Below are 16,043 nucleotides of genomic sequence, written 5' to 3' on the forward strand. Positions count from 1 at the left end.
CCGGCAAAGGTTCCGAGAAGAGCGCAGGGTGGGCACATGAGAGCTAAGGACACCCTGGGACAGCGCGGTGAGGAGCTTGCCGCCGCCTATCTGACCGCCATCGGCATCGAAGTAGTGGACCGCAATTGGCGGTGTGCCGACGGTGAAATTGACCTCGTGGGCATCGACGGCGACACGCTGGTGATCGTAGAGGTCAAGACCCGTTCCTCCCTGGACTACGGGGACCCACTCGAATCCATCACGCCGGCGAAGCTGGCACGGCTCTACCTGCTGGCGGCCCGATGGAGACGGGCATCCGCCCGGCACTATCCCTCGTTCCGCGTGGACGCCGTTTCGGTTCTTGATAACGGTGCCGGGACACCGATCATCGAGCACTTGAGAGAGGTTGCGCTGTGACGCTGGGACGGACATACGGGGTGGGACTTGTTGGGCTGGATGGTCGCATGGTGGAGGTTGAGGCCGACATCGGTCAGACACTGCCGTCGTTTGTCCTGCTGGGGTTGCCTGACGCGTCCCTGAACGAAGCCAAGGACCGGGTTCGATCCGCGGCCAAGAACGCGGGTCTGCCGCTGAGCCGGAGGCGGATCACCGTCAATTTGATGCCGGCCGACGTCCACAAGCGCGGTTCCGGTTTTGACTTGGCGATTGTGATGGCAGCTCTCGCTGCGGCGGGCGACGTCAAAGGCAGCGGCCGCCGTGTCTTTATCGCCGAGCTCGGCTTGGACGCCCGGCTGCGGCCCGTGCGGGGAATACTGCCGGCAGTCATGGCCGCCGTGGAGGCCGGATACTCGGAGATCACCGTCGCGGAAGCCAATGCCGATGAAGCGGCCCTCGTCCCGGGAGCCGAGGTTAACGGATTCAGTTCGCTGGCCGAAGTTGCCGCCTTCCTCGGTGCAGATCCTGAGCGGCTGGTTTTTCCCCCGCAGATCCCGGGCCGGGTGGACAGCGGAACCGGTGAATCTGCCGCGGCTCCTCGTCCAAAGCGGGACATGTCGGATATTGCAGGGCAAGCAGAAGCGCGGTTCGCGGTAGAAGTGGCCGCAGCCGGCGCCCATCATCTGCTGATGACGGGCCCGCCCGGAGCGGGTAAGACGATGTTGGCCGAGCGGCTTCCGAGCCTGTTGCCGGACCTCTCCGATACCCACGCCATGGAAGTAACCGCAATCCATTCTCTGGTGTCCGGCGGACGGACGTGCTCCCAGCTGCTGCGGCGCCCGCCGTTTGAGAGCCCGCACCACACGGCCTCATCCGCTGCCATTATCGGTGGGGGTTCGGGGATTGCCCGTCCGGGAGCGGCATCCCGCGCCCACCGCGGTGTCCTGTTCCTGGATGAAGCGCCGGAATACGAGCGGCGTGTCCTGGATGCGCTGCGCCAACCGTTGGAAAGCGGAAAAGTCGAACTGCACCGGGCAGCGGGAACAGCTACCTATCCGGCCCGGTTCCAGTTGCTGCTGGCGGCGAACCCCTGCCCTTGCGGGCTGGCGTCCGGAAAGGGAATCGATTGCACCTGCACTCCGCAGCAGCGGCGCAGATACTTCGGCCGGCTCTCGGGGCCGTTGCTGGACCGGGTTGATCTGCGGCTCGAGGTGCAGCGGGTCTCACTGAGGGAGTTGGCCGGTGACGGGTGTGCCGAGGGCAGCGCTGTCATAGCCGGCCGGGTGGAAGAGGCCCGCCGGGTCCAGCATGCGCGCCTGAAGAACTGGGGATATGAGACCAATGCGGAGGTGGCAGGAAATCTGCTGCGAGGTCCGCTGCGACCGCCGCCGCGGGCCACGGCGTCACTGGACCGAGCCATGGACCGGCAAACATTGACCGCAAGGGGCTACGACAGGGTACTGCGGATTGCGTGGAGCGTTGCCGATCTGGCCGGCCACACAGCGCCCGACGCCGACGACGTCGGGCAGGCACTGGGGTTCCGGCAGCAGGGGGAGGCGGCATGAACGGCGTGGGGATGGAACTTCTGCGTACAAGGGCTGCCCTTTCCCGGATGTTCGAACCTTCAGACAATGTTGGGCTGGCGCTCGTTGAAGCAGCGGGCCCGCACGATGCACTCCGGGTGGCCACCGGTGCAGTCCGGGCCGGTGAGCAGCTCACCCGCGACGTGATGGACATCCTGGCAACAGCCGGCCTCTCAGCACCGGGGAACATCCTGTCGTCGGCCCTGGAACGATGGATTCCCCGGGTCACTGATCTTGCCCCTGACCGCGACCTCGCCATGATTGGACGGGCAGGAGGCGAACTGCTCATTCCCGAGGACTCCCGCTGGCCGGAAGCTCTGCGGGATCTGGAGCTCGGAATGCCTTTGTGTCTCTGGGCGCGGGGGGATTTGAGCAAGGGAATCCCGGCGCTGCACCAGACGGCGGCCGTTGTCGGGTCACGGGACAGCACGGGGTATGGCGCATCAGTGACCGGAGACATCGCGGCCGGGCTCGTAACCCGGGGATGGACCGTGGTTTCCGGCGGCGCCTACGGTATTGACGCCCAGGCCCACCGAGCGGCCCTGGCTACGGCAAGCCTGGCCCGCATTCCCACCATCGCCGTCATGGCCTGCGGAGTGGACCGCTACTATCCGGCCGGCAATGAGGAACTCCTTCGCGAAGTTGTCCGCCGTGGCCTCCTTCTGTCGGAAGTCCCTCCCGGGTCCTCGCCCACCCGCTGGAGGTTTCTACAGCGCAACAGGATCATCGCCGCCCTCAGCGCCGTGACCGTCGTGGTGGAAGCACGATGGCGGTCCGGCGCCCTCAATACCGCACACCATGCAGCTGCACTGGGACGCGAAGTAGGCGCAGTTCCCGGCTCCGTGTATTCAGCCAACTCAGCGGGCTGCCACCGACTGCTGCGCGACGGCAGCGCCGTCTGTGTCACGGACGCGGCCGAAGTAGCTGAATTGGGCGGCCCGATCGGATCGACCGATGCCACCGCAGGCAGCGCCCGCGAGGCACCTCAGGCCGTCCACGACGGGCTGACGATCGAAGACATGCTGCTCCTCGATGCACTTCCGCTGCGCAGCGGATCTCCGGTTGAAAAGCTGGCTTCCGTCGCCGGGTTGTCGGTGCCCTCCGTCCGGGCCGGCCTGGCTCGACTGGAACTCGAAGATCTAGCCGCCCGGGACGGGCCTGACAAATGGCGGAGAAGCCGCAGATAAACCCTCACTGTCCGCACCCTCGCCTCAACCCCCACACTGCGAACCACCTAATGAAAGGAACTGCCGTGCGAATCCACAAGAGTGTTGTCACGCCGCTGGGAATCCTTACCCTGGCCTCTGAGGAAGGATCCCTCAAAGCCGTTTTCGCCGGGGCGCCCGACCCCGCAGCCGATCACGGACTGGGGCGCATCGTGGAGGATGGATTCGAAGAAGCTGAACGCCAACTCAGCGAGTACTTCGCAGGCCACCGCTGTTGCTTCGACCTGGATCTCGAAATAAGAGGCACCGACTTCCAACGACTCGTCTGGGCCGAAGTGTCAGCCATTCCCTACGGCCAAACCTGCAGCTACAAGGAATTGGCCATCCGGCTGGGAGATGCAGCCAAAGCCCGAAGCGTGGGTGCCGCCCTTTCCCGCAACCCTCTGAACATCGTCATCCCAACCCACCGAGTCGTGGGATCACGCGGTTCCCTAACCGGCTACTCCTCGGGTATCGATTCGAAAAGGTTTCTGCTGGAACACGAGAGCTCAGAGGCTACCGCGGCGCTGCGCATCCAGTGTGCCGAGGCAGCAGGTTTGCCCGCCTAAGGAGTCCCGTGACGGCCCGGGTCACGAACCTGGCCGGCGGCGTCGGCCTTTCGGTCACCCAAAATGTGAGGTCGTTCTGAGGCGTGTGGGTCCTCAGGTATGCCGAGGACCCACACGCCGATGTCCTGGCGCGGCCTCAGCGAACACAAGATCAGCGAACAATGCGGTGGAGACGGTGCTGTCCCATCGTGGCCGCGCCCGGCGAAGCAGTGCCGGGACGTGGAAGAGGCCGGATCCGCAGGGTAGTGCCCTTCAACTCGCCGCCATGACGGAGGTAGATCAGTCCGCCGCCGGTGTGCCTGCTTGAGGACAGACAGCGATGCGAGGACAGTAAAGGGGTGAATAAAGAGGCGAGCGAAGCATCCCGCGCCGAGACCCCTGCCTGGCCGGGAGAGTTCAGCCGGGCCCTGCGCCGGTTCAGCCGCTACCTGACCAGCGAACGCGGCCGGTCCGAGCACACTGTCCGGGCATATGAGGGCGACGTTGCCCAGCTGTTGAACTATGCGCTGGCCGGGGGAGTGCGGACTCTGGAAGGCCTCGATCTGGGCGTCCTGCGCGGTTGGTTGGGTGCCCTCAGTGCGGCTGGCCTGGCCCGGTCTACGCTGGCTCGCCGGGCCGCCACTGCGCGCAGCTTTACCGGGTGGGCCCTCCGCGAGGAACTTATCAGTGCGGACCCGGCGCTCCGGCTCCGTGCACCGAAGCGCGACAAGACTCTGCCCGCAGTGCTGCGCGCCGGACAGGTCGGGGACCTCTTTGACACGCTCGCGGCAGCCGCCGCTGAAGGAGACCCCGTCGCAGTCCGAAACCATGCTCTCGTGGAGCTGCTTTATGCCACCGGGATCCGGGTGGGGGAGCTAACCGGATTGGACATCGACGACCTGAACCCGGAACGCCGTACGCTGACGGTGATCGGCAAGGGAAACAAGGAGCGGACCGTTCCATACGGGCAGCCCGCAGCTGCAGCCGTAGACGCCTGGCTGCGACGCGGCCGGCCGGCACTGGCAACTGCCGAAAGCGGTCCGGCCCTGTTCCTGGGTCAACGCGGCAGGCGGGTCGACCAGCGGCAGGTCCGCTCGGTTGTCTCCGGACTCTTTGAAGCCCTGGGAGACACCGGCGCCACCGGACCGCACGCGCTGCGGCACTCAGCCGCAACTCATCTGCTCGACGGCGGTGCGGATCTGAGAGCCGTGCAGGAAATCCTTGGACACTCCTCCCTGGCCACGACGCAGCTGTATACGCACGTATCCGTGGACCGATTGCGCGCGAGCTACCAGCAGGCCCATCCCCGGGCCTGATCGCAGAATTGAAGGTACCGAAAGGGCTGTACCGTTTATTGGCGCAAACGGATAACTTGCGGCACAATAAGGCTAAGTTCACATCGAACGAAAGTCTCAGAGAATCACGAAAGTCTCGTCGAATCGAAAGGCATCAGCAGAGTTTATTAGGCGCAGTTCGTACTGGGGTCAGACAAGCAACACAAGGATTTCACTCAGGTTGAAGGTCGTTGGGGAAGACGTACCTACAGCTATGGAGGATGGAATGTCTGTTGTGATGGCCCACGGCGTGTTATTCATACACTCCGCCCCGTCTGCGTTGTGCCCCCATATCGAGTGGGCTATCGGATCCGTCGTGGAAAAGCGAACGGATCTAAAGTGGACCCCTCAGCCGGCTGCTCCCGGAATGCTGCGGACCGAATTGGAATGGACCGGTCCGCAGGGAACGGGGTCCCTTCTGGCTTCCGCGCTGCGCGGCTGGGCCCACCTCCGGTATGAAGTCACCGAGGACCAGAGTCCCGGGGCTGACGGCAGCCGCTGGTGCCACACTCCCGAACTGGGCATATTCCACGCCGCCACTGACGTCCACGGCAACATCATGGTGTCGGAAGACCGGATTCGGTACGCCTACGAGAACGGGGCGGGTGACCCCTCAGCTGTTTATCATGAGCTGTCCCTGGCCTTGGGCGAAGCATGGGATGACGAGCTTGAACCCTTCCGGCATGCAGGTGACGGAGCCAATGTCCGCTGGCTTCACCAGGTCGGATAACTGCCCGGATTCCAGGCTGGCCGCACATAAACGCTGGGCCGGACATAAACACAGAAGCCGAACATAAACGCAGAAGAGGGAGGACCTGTTGGTCCTCCCTCTTCTGCGTAGGTGCGTCGGTAATGAGCTGCCAGCAGGTAGCCTCAGTAGCTGCGCAGGGCGATAACGGCGTTATGCCCGCCGAAACCAAACGAATTGCTCAGGACCACAATGTCGCCGCCGGGCAGGGTCCGGGCCGACGTGACGACGTCGAGCGGGATCTCCGGATCCTGGTTATCAAGGTTGATTGTGGCCGGTGCCTGGCGGTCATAAACGGCCATCGCGGTCATGACCGCTTCCACGGCGCCGGACGCGCCCAGCAGGTGGCCTGTCTGTGACTTGGTTGCGGACACCGCAACGTTGTCCACGTGGGACCCCAGTGCGGCCTTCAGTGCCGTGTACTCAGGCTTGTCACCCACCGGTGTGGAGGTGGCGTGCGCGTTGACATGGACTACGTCCTCGGCCTGTGCCCGGGCGTCGTAGAGAGCCGCTTTCAGGGCGCGGGTGGCGCCCAGGCCCTCGGGGTCGGGAGCGGTGATGTGGTAAGCGTCGGCGGTGACGGCCGTGCCGGCAAGCTCGGCATAGATCCGGGCGCCGCGGGCCAGGGCGTGTTCCTCGGCTTCCAGTACCAGCGCGCCGGCGCCCTCGCCCATGACAAAACCGTCGCGGTCCTTGTCATACGGGCGGGATGCGCGTTCCGGATCATCATTGCGCTTGGAAAGGGCCTGCATCGAGGCGAACGCCGCCATCGGCATGGGGTGGATGGCAGCTTCGGCACCGCCGCAGACAACGACGTCGGCCTTGCCGGAGCGGATCAGTTCCAGTCCCTGGTGCAGGGCTTCAGTGCCGGAGGCGCAGGCGGACACCGGGGTATGGGCGCCGGCGCGGGCACCCAGGTCCAAGCTGACGGCGGCGGCGGGGCCGTTGGGCATCAGCATGGGAACGGTCATGGGGAGGACCCGGCGGGGGCCCTTTTCACGGAGGGTGTCCCAGGCATCGAGCAGGGTCCACACGCCGCCGATGCCCGTGGCAAAGGAGACCGCGAGACGGTCATGGTCTACGTCCTCGATGCCGGAGTCGGCCCATGCTTCCCGGGCGGATACCACGGCAAACTGGGTGGACGGGTCCATGCGCTTGGCTTCAACGCGGGAGAGGATGTCAGTGGCCGGGGTGGAAACACGCGCGGCGAAGGTTACGGGAAGGCTGTACTGGGCTACCCAATCGTCCTCGAGGGTACGGGCGCCGGGGACACCTTTGAGGGCGTTCTTCCACATGGTGGGAACATCTCCGCCAATGGGCGTAGTGGCGCCCAGGCCGGTGATGACTACTTTGCGGGCCATGATTCACTCTCTCGAAAACGTTGGTGTAGCTTCAGGTGCATGCGCTGACGCGGCGGCCGCCGCCGGGATAGGCAGCGGCCGCCGGCGGATTACGCCTGGGCTTTGGAAATGAAGTCCACGGCGTCGCCGACGGTCTTCAGGTTCTTGACCTCTTCGTCCGGGATGCGCACGCCGAACTTCTCTTCGGCGTTGACGACGATCGTCATCATCGAGATGGAGTCGATGTCCAGGTCATCGGTGAAGGACTTGTCCAGTTCGACGGACTCGGGGGCCAGACCGGTTTCCTCGTTGACGATCTCGGCGAGGCCGGCCAGGATTTCTTCGTTGCTAGCCATGTTGGCTCCTTTTTCTCGTGATGCCGGCAGGAGCCGGCGGGGTGGTCCAACCGCGGAGCGGTGTGGTGAATGGGGGCGGACGGGTTACGGAAGAACGATAACCTGTGCGCCGAAGACCAGGCCTGCTCCGAAGCCGATCTGGAGGGACAGCTTGCCGCTGAGCTCAGGGTTTTCCTGCAGCAGCCGGTGCGTCGCCAGCGGGATCGAGGCAGCGGACGTGTTGCCGGCGTCGGCAATGTCGCGGGCAATGATCACGGACTCGGGAAGCTTCAGCTGCTTGGCCATTTCGTCGATGATGCGCATGTTGGCCTGGTGCGGGACGAAGGCCCCGAGATCCTCGGCGGTTACTCCTGCGGCGTCGAGGGCGCGCTGGGCTACCTTCGCCATTTCCCAGACAGCCCAGCGGAACACGCTCTGGCCGTCCTGGCGCAGAGTGGGCCACAGCTTGGTGTCGCGCTCGGCGACGTCGGCCGCATCAACGGTGTCGCCGGCCGCTTCGGCGGCGAGGGACAGTTCGCGGATGTCCAGCATGGAATGCGTCATGCCGATGGTGGTGGACTTGCTGCCGTCGGATCCCCAGACGGACGGGCCGATGCCCGCAGAATCTGACGGACCGACGACGACGGCGCCTGCGCCGTCACCGAGCAGGAAGGAGATAGTGCGCTCGGTGTTGTCGATGAAGTCGGAGAGCTTCTCCACGCCGATGACCAGCACGTATTCTGCTGCTCCGGAGCGCACCAGGGCGTCAGCCTGGGCCACGCCGTAGCAGTAACCCGCGCAGGCGGCCGATACGTCGTAGGCCGGAGCAGGGGCGGCGCCGAGCAGATGCGCGATCTCGGCTGCGGCTGACGGAGTGGCGTACGGGTGGGTCACGGTGGAGACGATGACTGCGCCAAGCTGCGAACCGTCGATTCCTGCGCTCTGCAGGGCGTCGCGGCCGGCAGCTTCCGCCATGTCCACCACGGAGGTGCCCTTGTCGGCACGGTGCCGGGTGATGATGCCCGTGCGCTGGCGGATCCACTCATCGGAGGAGTCGATCCACTGGCAGACATCTTCGTTGCTCACGATGACGTCGGGGCGGAAAGCGCCAATGCCGTGAATCCGGCTGAACTGGTGGACGGGGGACTGCTTCAGGGTGGGCGTGCTCACGCGTTACCTTCTCCGGTGGTGGTTGCTGCTGCTACTGCGGCGGCCGTACCGGAATGTTCAGCGATGAACTCCCGAGCGGCGTCGAGGTCTTCGGGGGATTTCAGGGCCAGGGTGGGCAGGCCCTTGAGCCCGCGGCGTGCCAGTCCTGTAAGGGTTCCTGCCGGCGGCAGTTCCAGCATGCCGGTGACACCCATGGCCGCCATGGACTCCATGCACAGGTCCCAGCGGACCGGACGGGAGACCTGGCTGATGAGGCTGTCCAGGTTGGCTTCGCCGGACACCACGGCGGCGCCGTCGTAGTTGGAGAGCAGTGTGGGCAGGGGAGCGGCCGGGCGCAGCTGCGGGCGGAGGTTCTCCAGCACGCTGACCGCCGGGGCCATGTGGGCGGTGTGGAAGGCGCCGGCAACCTTCAGCGGGATGACGCGGGCCTTGGCCGGGGGTGCTGCGGCAAAAGCGGCCAGCTGTTCCAGGGTTCCCGCTGCCACGGTTTGTCCGCCGCCGTTGGCATTGGCCGCGGTGAGGCCGGCCGCGGCAAGTGCAGCGGTAACTTCCTCGGGGTCTCCGCCAAGCACTGCACTCATGCCGGTGGGGGTTTCCGCGGCGGCGCGGGCCATGGCATTGGCGCGTTCGCGGACGAAAATCAGGGCGTCGGGTTCGGTCAGTGCGCCGGCGAGGGCCGAAGCCGTAATCTCACCAACGGAGTGCCCCGCGACGACGGTGGAAGCGGTGAGTGCCTTCGGTTCCACGAGGAGCCGCGCTGCCATCAGTCCGGCGGCAACGATCAGGGGCTGGGCTACTGCGGTGTCCTTGATGGTTTCCTCATCAGAGACGGTGCCGTGAGCGATCAGATCCAGACCGGCGATGGCGCTGAGGGATTCGAGGTGTTCCCGAACTCCGGGCAGTTCAAGCCACGGAGAAAGGAAACCTGGCGTTTGGGACCCCTGGCCGGGGCAGACAATTGCGAGCACGTATCAAGCTTTCCAAAGAGACGGTCAGATCCCGGGTGTTTGCGTAGACCAAGCTCCCGGTGCGGCGTTGTAGGAAGTCTACAAGGTGGTTGAGCGCATGCAACCGACTCAGGAGCGGCTGGCGGAACGCTCGGGAACGGCTTTGCCCGGCGGCGCGAGGCGGCCCACCACCAGGGCTGTCTGCAGCACAAAAGCTTCGCGCGGCAGCATCGGGTCCCAGCCGGTGACATCACAGACCCGCCGCAGCCGGTACCTGACCGTGTTGGCATGGACGAAGAGTTCACGTGCCGTTGCCTCCAGGGAATGCCCCAGTGACAGGTAGGCGGAGAGCGTCTCGGCCAGCCCGTTGGAGGCGCTGAGCAGCGGCCGGTAAATGCTCCGGACCAGGGCCTTGCGGGCGCTGTCATCGCCGGACATGACCCGTTCCGGCCAGAGATCGTCAGCCGCCACCGGGCGCGGTGCCGCTGGCCAGGCACGGGCCGCGGTGAGCCCGGCGAAGGCAGCCTGAGCCGACGGTCCGGCGTCGACCAGTGAATCCGCGGGAGGCCCGTAAACCACCGGTCCGGGACCGAAGAGTTCCGCGAGCCGGCCGTAGGAGCCGGCGCTCTCATCCATGCCGCCCAGTACCAGGATGAGCCGTTCGCCTTGGATTCCCACGAGGGCGTCTTCGCTGAGACGTGCAGTGGCCCGCCGCAGCTCGTTGACGAAGGAGGCATTGGTGTCCGACGGCGAACTGCCCACCATCACGGTGATCCGTGCGGTGGAGGTCCACCCCACGGCGGCGATGCGGGAACGCAGCGCATCGGAGCTTTCACCGCGCAGGATGGCATCCACCACGAGTGCCTCGAGCCGTGTGTCCCAGGCGCCGCGGGTCTCCGCAGCGCGTGCGTACACGTCTGCTGCGGCAAAGGCCACTTCCCGGGAATAGCGCAGGACGGCTTCACGCAGCGGCCCCTGGACGTCGTCGTCGGCCAGCTCGGGCACCCGGTCTTCCACCACCTGAACCACTACCCGGATCAGCTGCAGGGCTTTCTGCAGGCTGATGGAACGGGTGAGTTCGGTGGGTGCCGTGCCGAAGACGTCGCTAAGGACCCAGGCCGGGGAAGCCGGACGCTCGTACCAGTTCACGAAGGAGGCGATGCCCTTCTGGGCCACCATGCCCAGCGCGGAACGTTCATCCGGGCGCAGTCCCCGGTACCAGGGCAGGGAGACGTCCAGCTGCTTCAGCGTGGCAGTGGATAGTTTTCCAATGTTGGCTTTGAGGCGTTCGACGGTGGAGGGATCCGCCGGTTCGGCACGCCTCCCGTGTCGAGGCGCGGCTGTGCTGCGAGTCACTGGCATAAAGCTGAGCTTACGGGGTTCACCGAACAAGCACCATTTTGTGCGAAGGCTACAACTCGGGGTATGTGTCGGCCCTGCATCACCCTGCCGATCCGAGCCTGCGGAACCGGGCTGTGCGCTGCTCGAGCCGTGCCGCGGACGGCACCGTCCGCAGGGATGCAAGCTCGTATTCCACGGCCTGGCCCATCCTCCGGCAGAAAGCCGGTGCTTCTGCGGCGGCGTCAGGCTCCTCCGGAACGATGTGGTCCACGATGCCGTGAGCCGCCAGGGCGGAGACCGTCACGCCCTGTTCCTGTGCCATTTGTGCCCCGTGTTCAGTATCACGGTAGACAATGGCGCTCGCCCCCTCCGGCGGGAGAGATGACAGCCACGCGTGCTGCGCGGCCACCGTACGGTCTGCGGGCAGCAGCGCCAACGCTCCGCCTCCGGCGCCCTGTCCAAGCAGCACAGACACGGTGGGACAGTTCAACCCGACCAGGTCATTCAGACAGCGGGCGATTTCCCCGGCGAGCCCGCCCTCCTCGGCTTCCTTGGAAAGGGCGGCCCCTCCGGTGTCGATAACCGTCAACAGGGGAAGGTTCAGCTCTTCGGCCAGACGCATGCCCCGGCGCGCCTCCCGCAGTGACGCCGGCCCCAGCGCCGGCTGCTTGGAACCGCGCTGGCGGTCCTGGCCCAGCACCACACAGGAAGTTTCGCCAAAACGGGCCAGAGCCAGCAGCAGCCCCGGATCCTTTTCACCCTGGCCGGTTCCGTTCAGCGGGAGGACGTCGGCGGCTGCAAAGTGCAGCAGCTGGCGCACTCCGGGCCGCTGCCGGTTGCGGGAGATGGTGATGGATTCCCAGGCCGGCACCTCTGCGGGGGACGCGCTCAGGGATGCCGGCTCCGGCAACGGGGTAACAGGTCCCGGGAGCAGCATGGACAGGGCACGGTGAATGGTAGGTGCGAGTTCCTCGGGCGGAAGCACCGCATCCACCAGGCCTCGGGCCTGCAGGTTTTCCGCCGTCTGAACACCTTCCGGAAACGGCTCTCCATACAGGGATTCGTAAACCCGCGGGCCGAGGAATCCCAGCAGTGCACCCGGCTCGGCGACGGTGATGTGCCCCAGCGAACCCCAGGAAGCCATGACGCCGCCGGTGGTGGGATGACGCAGGTACACAAGGTAGGGCAGGCCCGCTTCCTTGTGCCGGCGGACAGCTGCAGTGATTTTCACCATCGAGAGGAAAGCCAGAGTGCCCTCTTGCATCCGGGTACCGCCGGACGCCGGACCCGCCAGCAGCGGCAGTCCTTCCCGGGTGGCGCGTTCCACGGCGTCGGTTAGGCGATCTGCCGCGGCAACGCCAATGGATCCGCCGAGGAAACCAAATTCACAAACAACCAAAGCCACCCGCCGTCCGTGCACGAGCCCCTCTCCGGTCAGTACGGACTCGTCTTCCCCCGTTTTCTCCCTGGCAGCGGCGAGGTCTGCATCATAGGCCTTGCTGTGCTCGGTATAGGTCACCGGGGCGTCCCAGGAGACGTACGTTCCGGGATCAACCACGAGATCCAGCAGGCCGCGGGCATTAAGACGCCGGGGCCGTGTTTGGACACTCATGCGTCCGGTCCCTGAACTCCGGCCTGTCCGGAGTCCCCGGCCAGCCAGTTCCGGATCTCGCTTCCGTGCTGGTCCAGCAGGGGCGGAGCGGCATGGCTGCGGTTGGTGGTTTCGGTGCCTTCCTCAGCGTCAAAGAAACGCAGCGGCGGTCCCGGCAGGGCAACCGTGCCCAGGACGGGATGTTCGACGTCGACCACGAGGCCCTGCGAATGCACCTGTTCCCATTCGTAGACTTCGTCCAGCGTCCGCACCTTGCCGGCCGGAATGCCTGCGGCCCGCAGCTTCTCCAGCAGCGGTTCGGCATCAAATTCGGCAAACGCTTCTTCGACGGCCTCGATGACCGAAGGGCGGTTGCGCACCCGCTGCGCATTGCCGGCAAATTCGGGGCGTGAGGTGTCAATGCCGAACGTGGCCGCGAACGTTTCCCACAGCTTCTCGCTGCCAACACTGATCTGGACCTTGCCGCCGCGGCAAGAGAACAGGCCGTAGGGCGCAATAGAGGGATGGTGGTTCCCCTGAGCAGCCGGGACTTCGCCGGCAACGGTGTGCCGGGTGCCCTGAAAAGCATGAACGCCGACGACGGCGGCAAGCAGCGATGTACGGACCACCTGTCCCTTGCCGGTGCGCTCGCGTTCCAGCAGCGCAGCCAGCAGGCCGAAGGCCCCGTACATCCCGGACAGCAGATCAGCGATCGGTACCCCCACACGCTGAGGGTCCTCCGGGCCTGAACCTGTCAGGGACATGAGGCCGGCTTCTCCCTGAACAATCTGGTCGTAACCGCTGCGGGTGGCCTCGGGGCCGTCGTGCCCAAAACCGCTGATGGACAGGATCACCAGCCGGGGATTGAGCTCATGCAGCTGCGCCGGGGAGAAGCCGAGCCGGTCCAGCACCCCGGGCCGGAAATTCTCCACCAGGACGTCGGCGCGGCGGACCAGATCCCGCAGCACGGCCACGCCGTCGTCGGACTTGAGGTCCAGACTGATTGATTCCTTGTTCCGGTTGCAGGAGAGGAAGTATGTAGCCTGCAAATCCTCTTCCGGGCCAACGAACGGCGGTCCCCAGCTGCGGGTGTCATCACCCGTGCCGGGGGTCTCAACCTTGATCACGCGGGCGCCGAGGTCCGCAAGCATCATGCCGGCGTGGGGACCGGCTAAGGCGCGGCTCAGGTCAACAACGAGGTAGCCGTCCAGCGGGCCGCGGGAAGTGGATGTGGAGCTCATGGAAGTCTCTTTCTGTAGCGGGATGTGGAGCCGGGCGGTCGGGGCTTAGAGCCAGCCTGGAACCACCATGATCAGCCAGGCCACCAGCGGTCCAACGACAACAACGATTCCGCTGTAGCTGAGGATCTGCTTGTAGAAACGGTCCTTGTCCATGCCCTCGGGAGCATTCGCGAGGACCAGCGCACCGTTTGTGGAGAACGGTGAGACGTCAACGATCGTGGATGAAACGGCCAGTGCACAGATGAGTCCAACGGCGCCTATCTCGCCGGAAGCGAGGAAGGGGACGGCCAGCGGAATCAGGGCCGCGAGGATGGCGGTGGAGGAAGCGAAGGCAGAGACAACGGCGCCAATGTAGCAGATGAGCAGCGCAGCCAGCAGGGGCATACCAAGTCCGACGACGCCGTCGGACACGTACTCAACGGTGCCTGCTTCCTGGAGCACACCGACAAAGGTGAGCATGCCGCAGATCAGCAGGACCGTGGTCCAGCTGATCTTGTTGATGGCGCCCTTTTGCGCCTGCGGGGAGACCAACGCCAGGATCACGGCGATGGTGATGGAGACAAAGCCAACATCAACCTTGAATCCGAGGGCGATGACGGCAAGGGCGACCAAACCGGCGATCGTCACAATCTGCGGAAACAATTCGGTGCGGGATTTAGTGGCGGTAAGACCGTCTCCGGCAGGGTCGCGCGGACCATAGATGTCGGAGCCGAATCCCTTGAAGGCGACGTCGGCGCGGCCAGCGGTGCTGAGGTTCATCCGTGCCTGGGCAACTTCCTCCACGAAGCCGCCCACCTTGCCGCTGCGAAGTTTGCTGCCGCCCAGAACAAAGAACAGAATCAGTGCAATGAAGGTATTGAAGAGCAGGCTGGCCAGGAATACGGCCAAGGGGCTGGATTCCAGATCGGTTTCACCGATGATGCCGTTGACCGTGACTCCGTAGACGGCAATCGGCGAGAATCCGCCTGCCTGCGCGCCGTGGATCACCATCATGCCCATCATCAGCGGATTGATCTTGTGTTTGGCGGCAAAGCCCAGAGCAATCGGGGCCACGATGGCGACGGCGGCGGGAGAGAGTGCGCCGACGGCGGTGATGATGGCGGTGATGGCAAACATGATCCAGGGAATGAGCGCCACCCGGTTCCCGACAAGCTTCACAGCGCCCCGGACCAGCAGGTCAATGGTTCCGTTGTTTTGAGCTATCGCGAAGAGGTATGTCACGCCGACGATGGTCAGGAAGAGCGCGCCGGGAAAATTGGCGAGAATCTCGTCGGTGCTCATATCGAGGAAGACAAAGCCCAGAAGGAAGGCGCCAACGAAGGCAAGTGCCCCCATGTTCAGCGGCAGCACTGTTGCCAAAAGGAACATGGCCACCAGTATCAGGATGGAAAGCAGTGGAGCGGACATCTATGTTCCCTTGGTCGAAGGAGCCGGCACTGCCCCCGGGCTGCCGGCCCCACCTGAAAAGTGATGCAGGCCACACCACTGGACTAGCCTCTTAGACACTGGGTCTCTTTGTCAATCCCCGCTATAGTTCGTCTCAGCCGTGGGGATGCCCGGTGGACGTAGAAAGAGGACGCCATGTCAGGCAGCGGTGATGGCAACGGATTTGTTCGTGTTTCCAGGCCCCGTTTGTATGAGCGGCTGGTGGAACAGCTTCTGGGGTATATCGCGTCAGCCGGCCTGGGGCCGGGGGACTTGCTGCCGGCGGAGCGGGATCTGGCGGAGCGCATGGGGGTTTCCCGGGCCACGCTGGCACAGTCGCTGGTCGCTCTTGAAGTCCTGGGAGTGATTGACGTGCAGCACGGAACCGGCGCGGTGCTAATGTATCGGCCGAGTGTTGCGTCGGTGCTGCGCGAACTGCGCGAGCACCGCGACCGGATGCCGGAAATCGTCGAAGCCCGCAGCACCTTGGAAGTAAAGCTGGCCGAACTTGCGGCGGAGCGCCGCACAACTGAGGACCTGGCGGCCATCGATCTGGCGCTGGAATCCATGGCTGCGGAGATTGCCGACGGCAGCCGGGGAACTGCCGGAGATGAGCAGTTTCACCAAGCCGTGGCCGCTGCTGCCCATTCCTCCATCCTGGCGTCCATGATGACGTTCATTTCGGAGTTGGTCCGGGAGACCCGGCTGGCATCCCTCGGGCAGCCGGGACGCCCGGAGCAGTCCTTGCAGTCCCACCGAGCCATTGCTGACGCCATCCAAACGTCTGATCCCGCGGCGGCGGCGCGTGCCATGCAGGCACACATTGATCTGGTGTCCAAGACCGGGATCTGAGGACGTCC

The 16,043-nt window shown here is 65.1% G+C and carries 15 protein-coding genes; 7 read left to right on the top strand and 8 right to left on the bottom strand.

The genetic code is table 11. The features are described 5' to 3' along the window. Positions 1 to 36 precede the first annotated feature (36 nt). From CXR00_RS07125 to CXR00_RS07150, 6 genes are all read left to right on the top strand, one after another. A complete protein-coding gene (locus CXR00_RS07125) occupies positions 37 to 396 on the top strand; it encodes a YraN family protein (protein WP_104053853.1) in 360 nt (119 codons plus the stop codon). Further along, entirely contained in the window at positions 393 to 1,940 is a 1,548-nt protein-coding gene (locus CXR00_RS07130; RefSeq protein WP_104053854.1) for a YifB family Mg chelatase-like AAA ATPase, read from the top strand. The genes CXR00_RS07125 and CXR00_RS07130 overlap by 4 nt, the downstream gene beginning before the upstream one ends. Before the next feature lie 47 nt (positions 1,941 to 1,987). Continuing rightward, entirely contained in the window at positions 1,988 to 3,145 is a 1,158-nt protein-coding gene (gene dprA, locus CXR00_RS07135; protein ID WP_258060311.1) for a DNA-processing protein DprA, read from the top strand. Between the two features lie 65 nt (positions 3,146 to 3,210). Continuing rightward, positions 3,211 to 3,732 carry a methylated-DNA--[protein]-cysteine S-methyltransferase gene (locus CXR00_RS07140; protein ID WP_237688590.1) on the top strand — a complete coding sequence of 174 codons (522 nt, stop codon included), beginning with the start codon at positions 3,211 to 3,213 and terminating at the stop codon, positions 3,730 to 3,732. Positions 3,733 to 4,139: 407 nt separating this feature from the next. Further along, positions 4,140 to 5,027 (top strand): tyrosine recombinase XerC, encoded by an 888-nt coding sequence (locus tag CXR00_RS07145; RefSeq protein WP_237686952.1) that lies wholly within the window; start codon positions 4,140 to 4,142, stop codon positions 5,025 to 5,027. 244 nt (positions 5,028 to 5,271) lie between these two features. After that, on the top strand, positions 5,272 to 5,775 hold the full coding sequence (locus tag CXR00_RS07150; protein WP_104053858.1) for a DUF3145 domain-containing protein: 504 nt from the start codon (positions 5,272 to 5,274) through the stop codon (positions 5,773 to 5,775). A gap of 143 nt (positions 5,776 to 5,918) precedes the next feature. On the opposite strand, the gene fabF is transcribed toward CXR00_RS07150, so the two are convergent. The 8 genes from fabF to CXR00_RS07190 form a co-directional block, all read right to left on the bottom strand. Further along, entirely contained in the window at positions 5,919 to 7,154 is a 1,236-nt protein-coding gene (gene fabF, locus CXR00_RS07155) for a beta-ketoacyl-ACP synthase II (protein WP_104053859.1), read from the bottom strand. Positions 7,155 to 7,243: 89 nt separating this feature from the next. Next, entirely contained in the window at positions 7,244 to 7,489 is a 246-nt protein-coding gene (locus tag CXR00_RS07160) for an acyl carrier protein (RefSeq protein ID WP_104053860.1), read from the bottom strand. An 84-nt stretch (positions 7,490 to 7,573) separates the two neighbouring features. Continuing rightward, positions 7,574 to 8,638, bottom strand: a complete 1,065-nt coding sequence (locus CXR00_RS07165; RefSeq protein WP_104053861.1) for a beta-ketoacyl-ACP synthase III — start codon at positions 8,636 to 8,638, stop codon at positions 7,574 to 7,576. Beyond that, the gene (locus CXR00_RS07170; protein ID WP_104053862.1) at positions 8,635 to 9,606 is read right to left on the bottom strand and encodes an ACP S-malonyltransferase; all 972 of its coding nucleotides are present in this window, start codon (positions 9,604 to 9,606) and stop codon (positions 8,635 to 8,637) included. Before CXR00_RS07170 ends, CXR00_RS07165 begins: the two co-directional genes overlap by 4 nt. A gap of 108 nt (positions 9,607 to 9,714) precedes the next feature. Then, positions 9,715 to 10,941 (bottom strand): CdaR family transcriptional regulator, encoded by a 1,227-nt coding sequence (locus tag CXR00_RS07175; protein ID WP_237688589.1) that lies wholly within the window; start codon positions 10,939 to 10,941, stop codon positions 9,715 to 9,717. 85 nt (positions 10,942 to 11,026) lie between these two features. Then, positions 11,027 to 12,538 (bottom strand): carboxyl transferase domain-containing protein, encoded by a 1,512-nt coding sequence (locus CXR00_RS07180; RefSeq protein WP_104053864.1) that lies wholly within the window; start codon positions 12,536 to 12,538, stop codon positions 11,027 to 11,029. Beyond that, a complete protein-coding gene (locus CXR00_RS07185) occupies positions 12,535 to 13,758 on the bottom strand; it encodes a CaiB/BaiF CoA-transferase family protein (RefSeq protein ID WP_104053865.1) in 1,224 nt (407 codons plus the stop codon). Before CXR00_RS07185 ends, CXR00_RS07180 begins: the two co-directional genes overlap by 4 nt. 45 nt (positions 13,759 to 13,803) lie before the next feature. After that, entirely contained in the window at positions 13,804 to 15,165 is a 1,362-nt protein-coding gene (locus CXR00_RS07190; protein ID WP_104053866.1) for an SLC13 family permease, read from the bottom strand. A gap of 174 nt (positions 15,166 to 15,339) precedes the next feature. Here CXR00_RS07190 and CXR00_RS07195 point away from each other — a divergent pair, with 174 nt between their 5' ends. Continuing rightward, positions 15,340 to 16,035, top strand: coding sequence for a FadR/GntR family transcriptional regulator (locus tag CXR00_RS07195; protein ID WP_104053867.1), 696 nt, complete (start codon positions 15,340 to 15,342; stop codon positions 16,033 to 16,035). The last annotated feature ends 8 nt before the right edge of the window (positions 16,036 to 16,043 follow it).

Source organism: Arthrobacter sp. 9E16 (assembly GCF_002929435.1).
GTDB lineage: Bacteria > Actinomycetota > Actinomycetes > Actinomycetales > Micrococcaceae > Arthrobacter_B > Arthrobacter_B sunyaminii.

What these genes read in the sequence shown, in the direction of transcription:
- CXR00_RS07125 (WP_104053853.1), top strand. Translation starts at nt 37, where the DNA reads ATGAGAGCTAAGGACACCCTGGGACAGCGCGGTGAGGAGCTTGCCGCC.
- dprA (WP_258060311.1), top strand. Translation starts at nt 1,988, where the DNA reads ATGTTCGAACCTTCAGACAATGTTGGGCTGGCGCTCGTTGAAGCAGCG.
- CXR00_RS07150 (WP_104053858.1), top strand. Translation starts at nt 5,272, where the DNA reads ATGTCTGTTGTGATGGCCCACGGCGTGTTATTCATACACTCCGCCCCG.
- CXR00_RS07190 (WP_104053866.1), bottom strand. Translation starts at nt 15,165, where the DNA reads ATGTCCGCTCCACTGCTTTCCATCCTGATACTGGTGGCCATGTTCCTT.
- CXR00_RS07180 (WP_104053864.1), bottom strand. Translation starts at nt 12,538, where the DNA reads ATGAGTGTCCAAACACGGCCCCGGCGTCTTAATGCCCGCGGCCTGCTG.
- CXR00_RS07185 (WP_104053865.1), bottom strand. Translation starts at nt 13,758, where the DNA reads ATGAGCTCCACATCCACTTCCCGCGGCCCGCTGGACGGCTACCTCGTT.
- fabF (WP_104053859.1), bottom strand. Translation starts at nt 7,154, where the DNA reads ATGGCCCGCAAAGTAGTCATCACCGGCCTGGGCGCCACTACGCCCATT.
- CXR00_RS07195 (WP_104053867.1), top strand. Translation starts at nt 15,340, where the DNA reads ATGTCAGGCAGCGGTGATGGCAACGGATTTGTTCGTGTTTCCAGGCCC.
- CXR00_RS07160 (WP_104053860.1), bottom strand. Translation starts at nt 7,489, where the DNA reads ATGGCTAGCAACGAAGAAATCCTGGCCGGCCTCGCCGAGATCGTCAAC.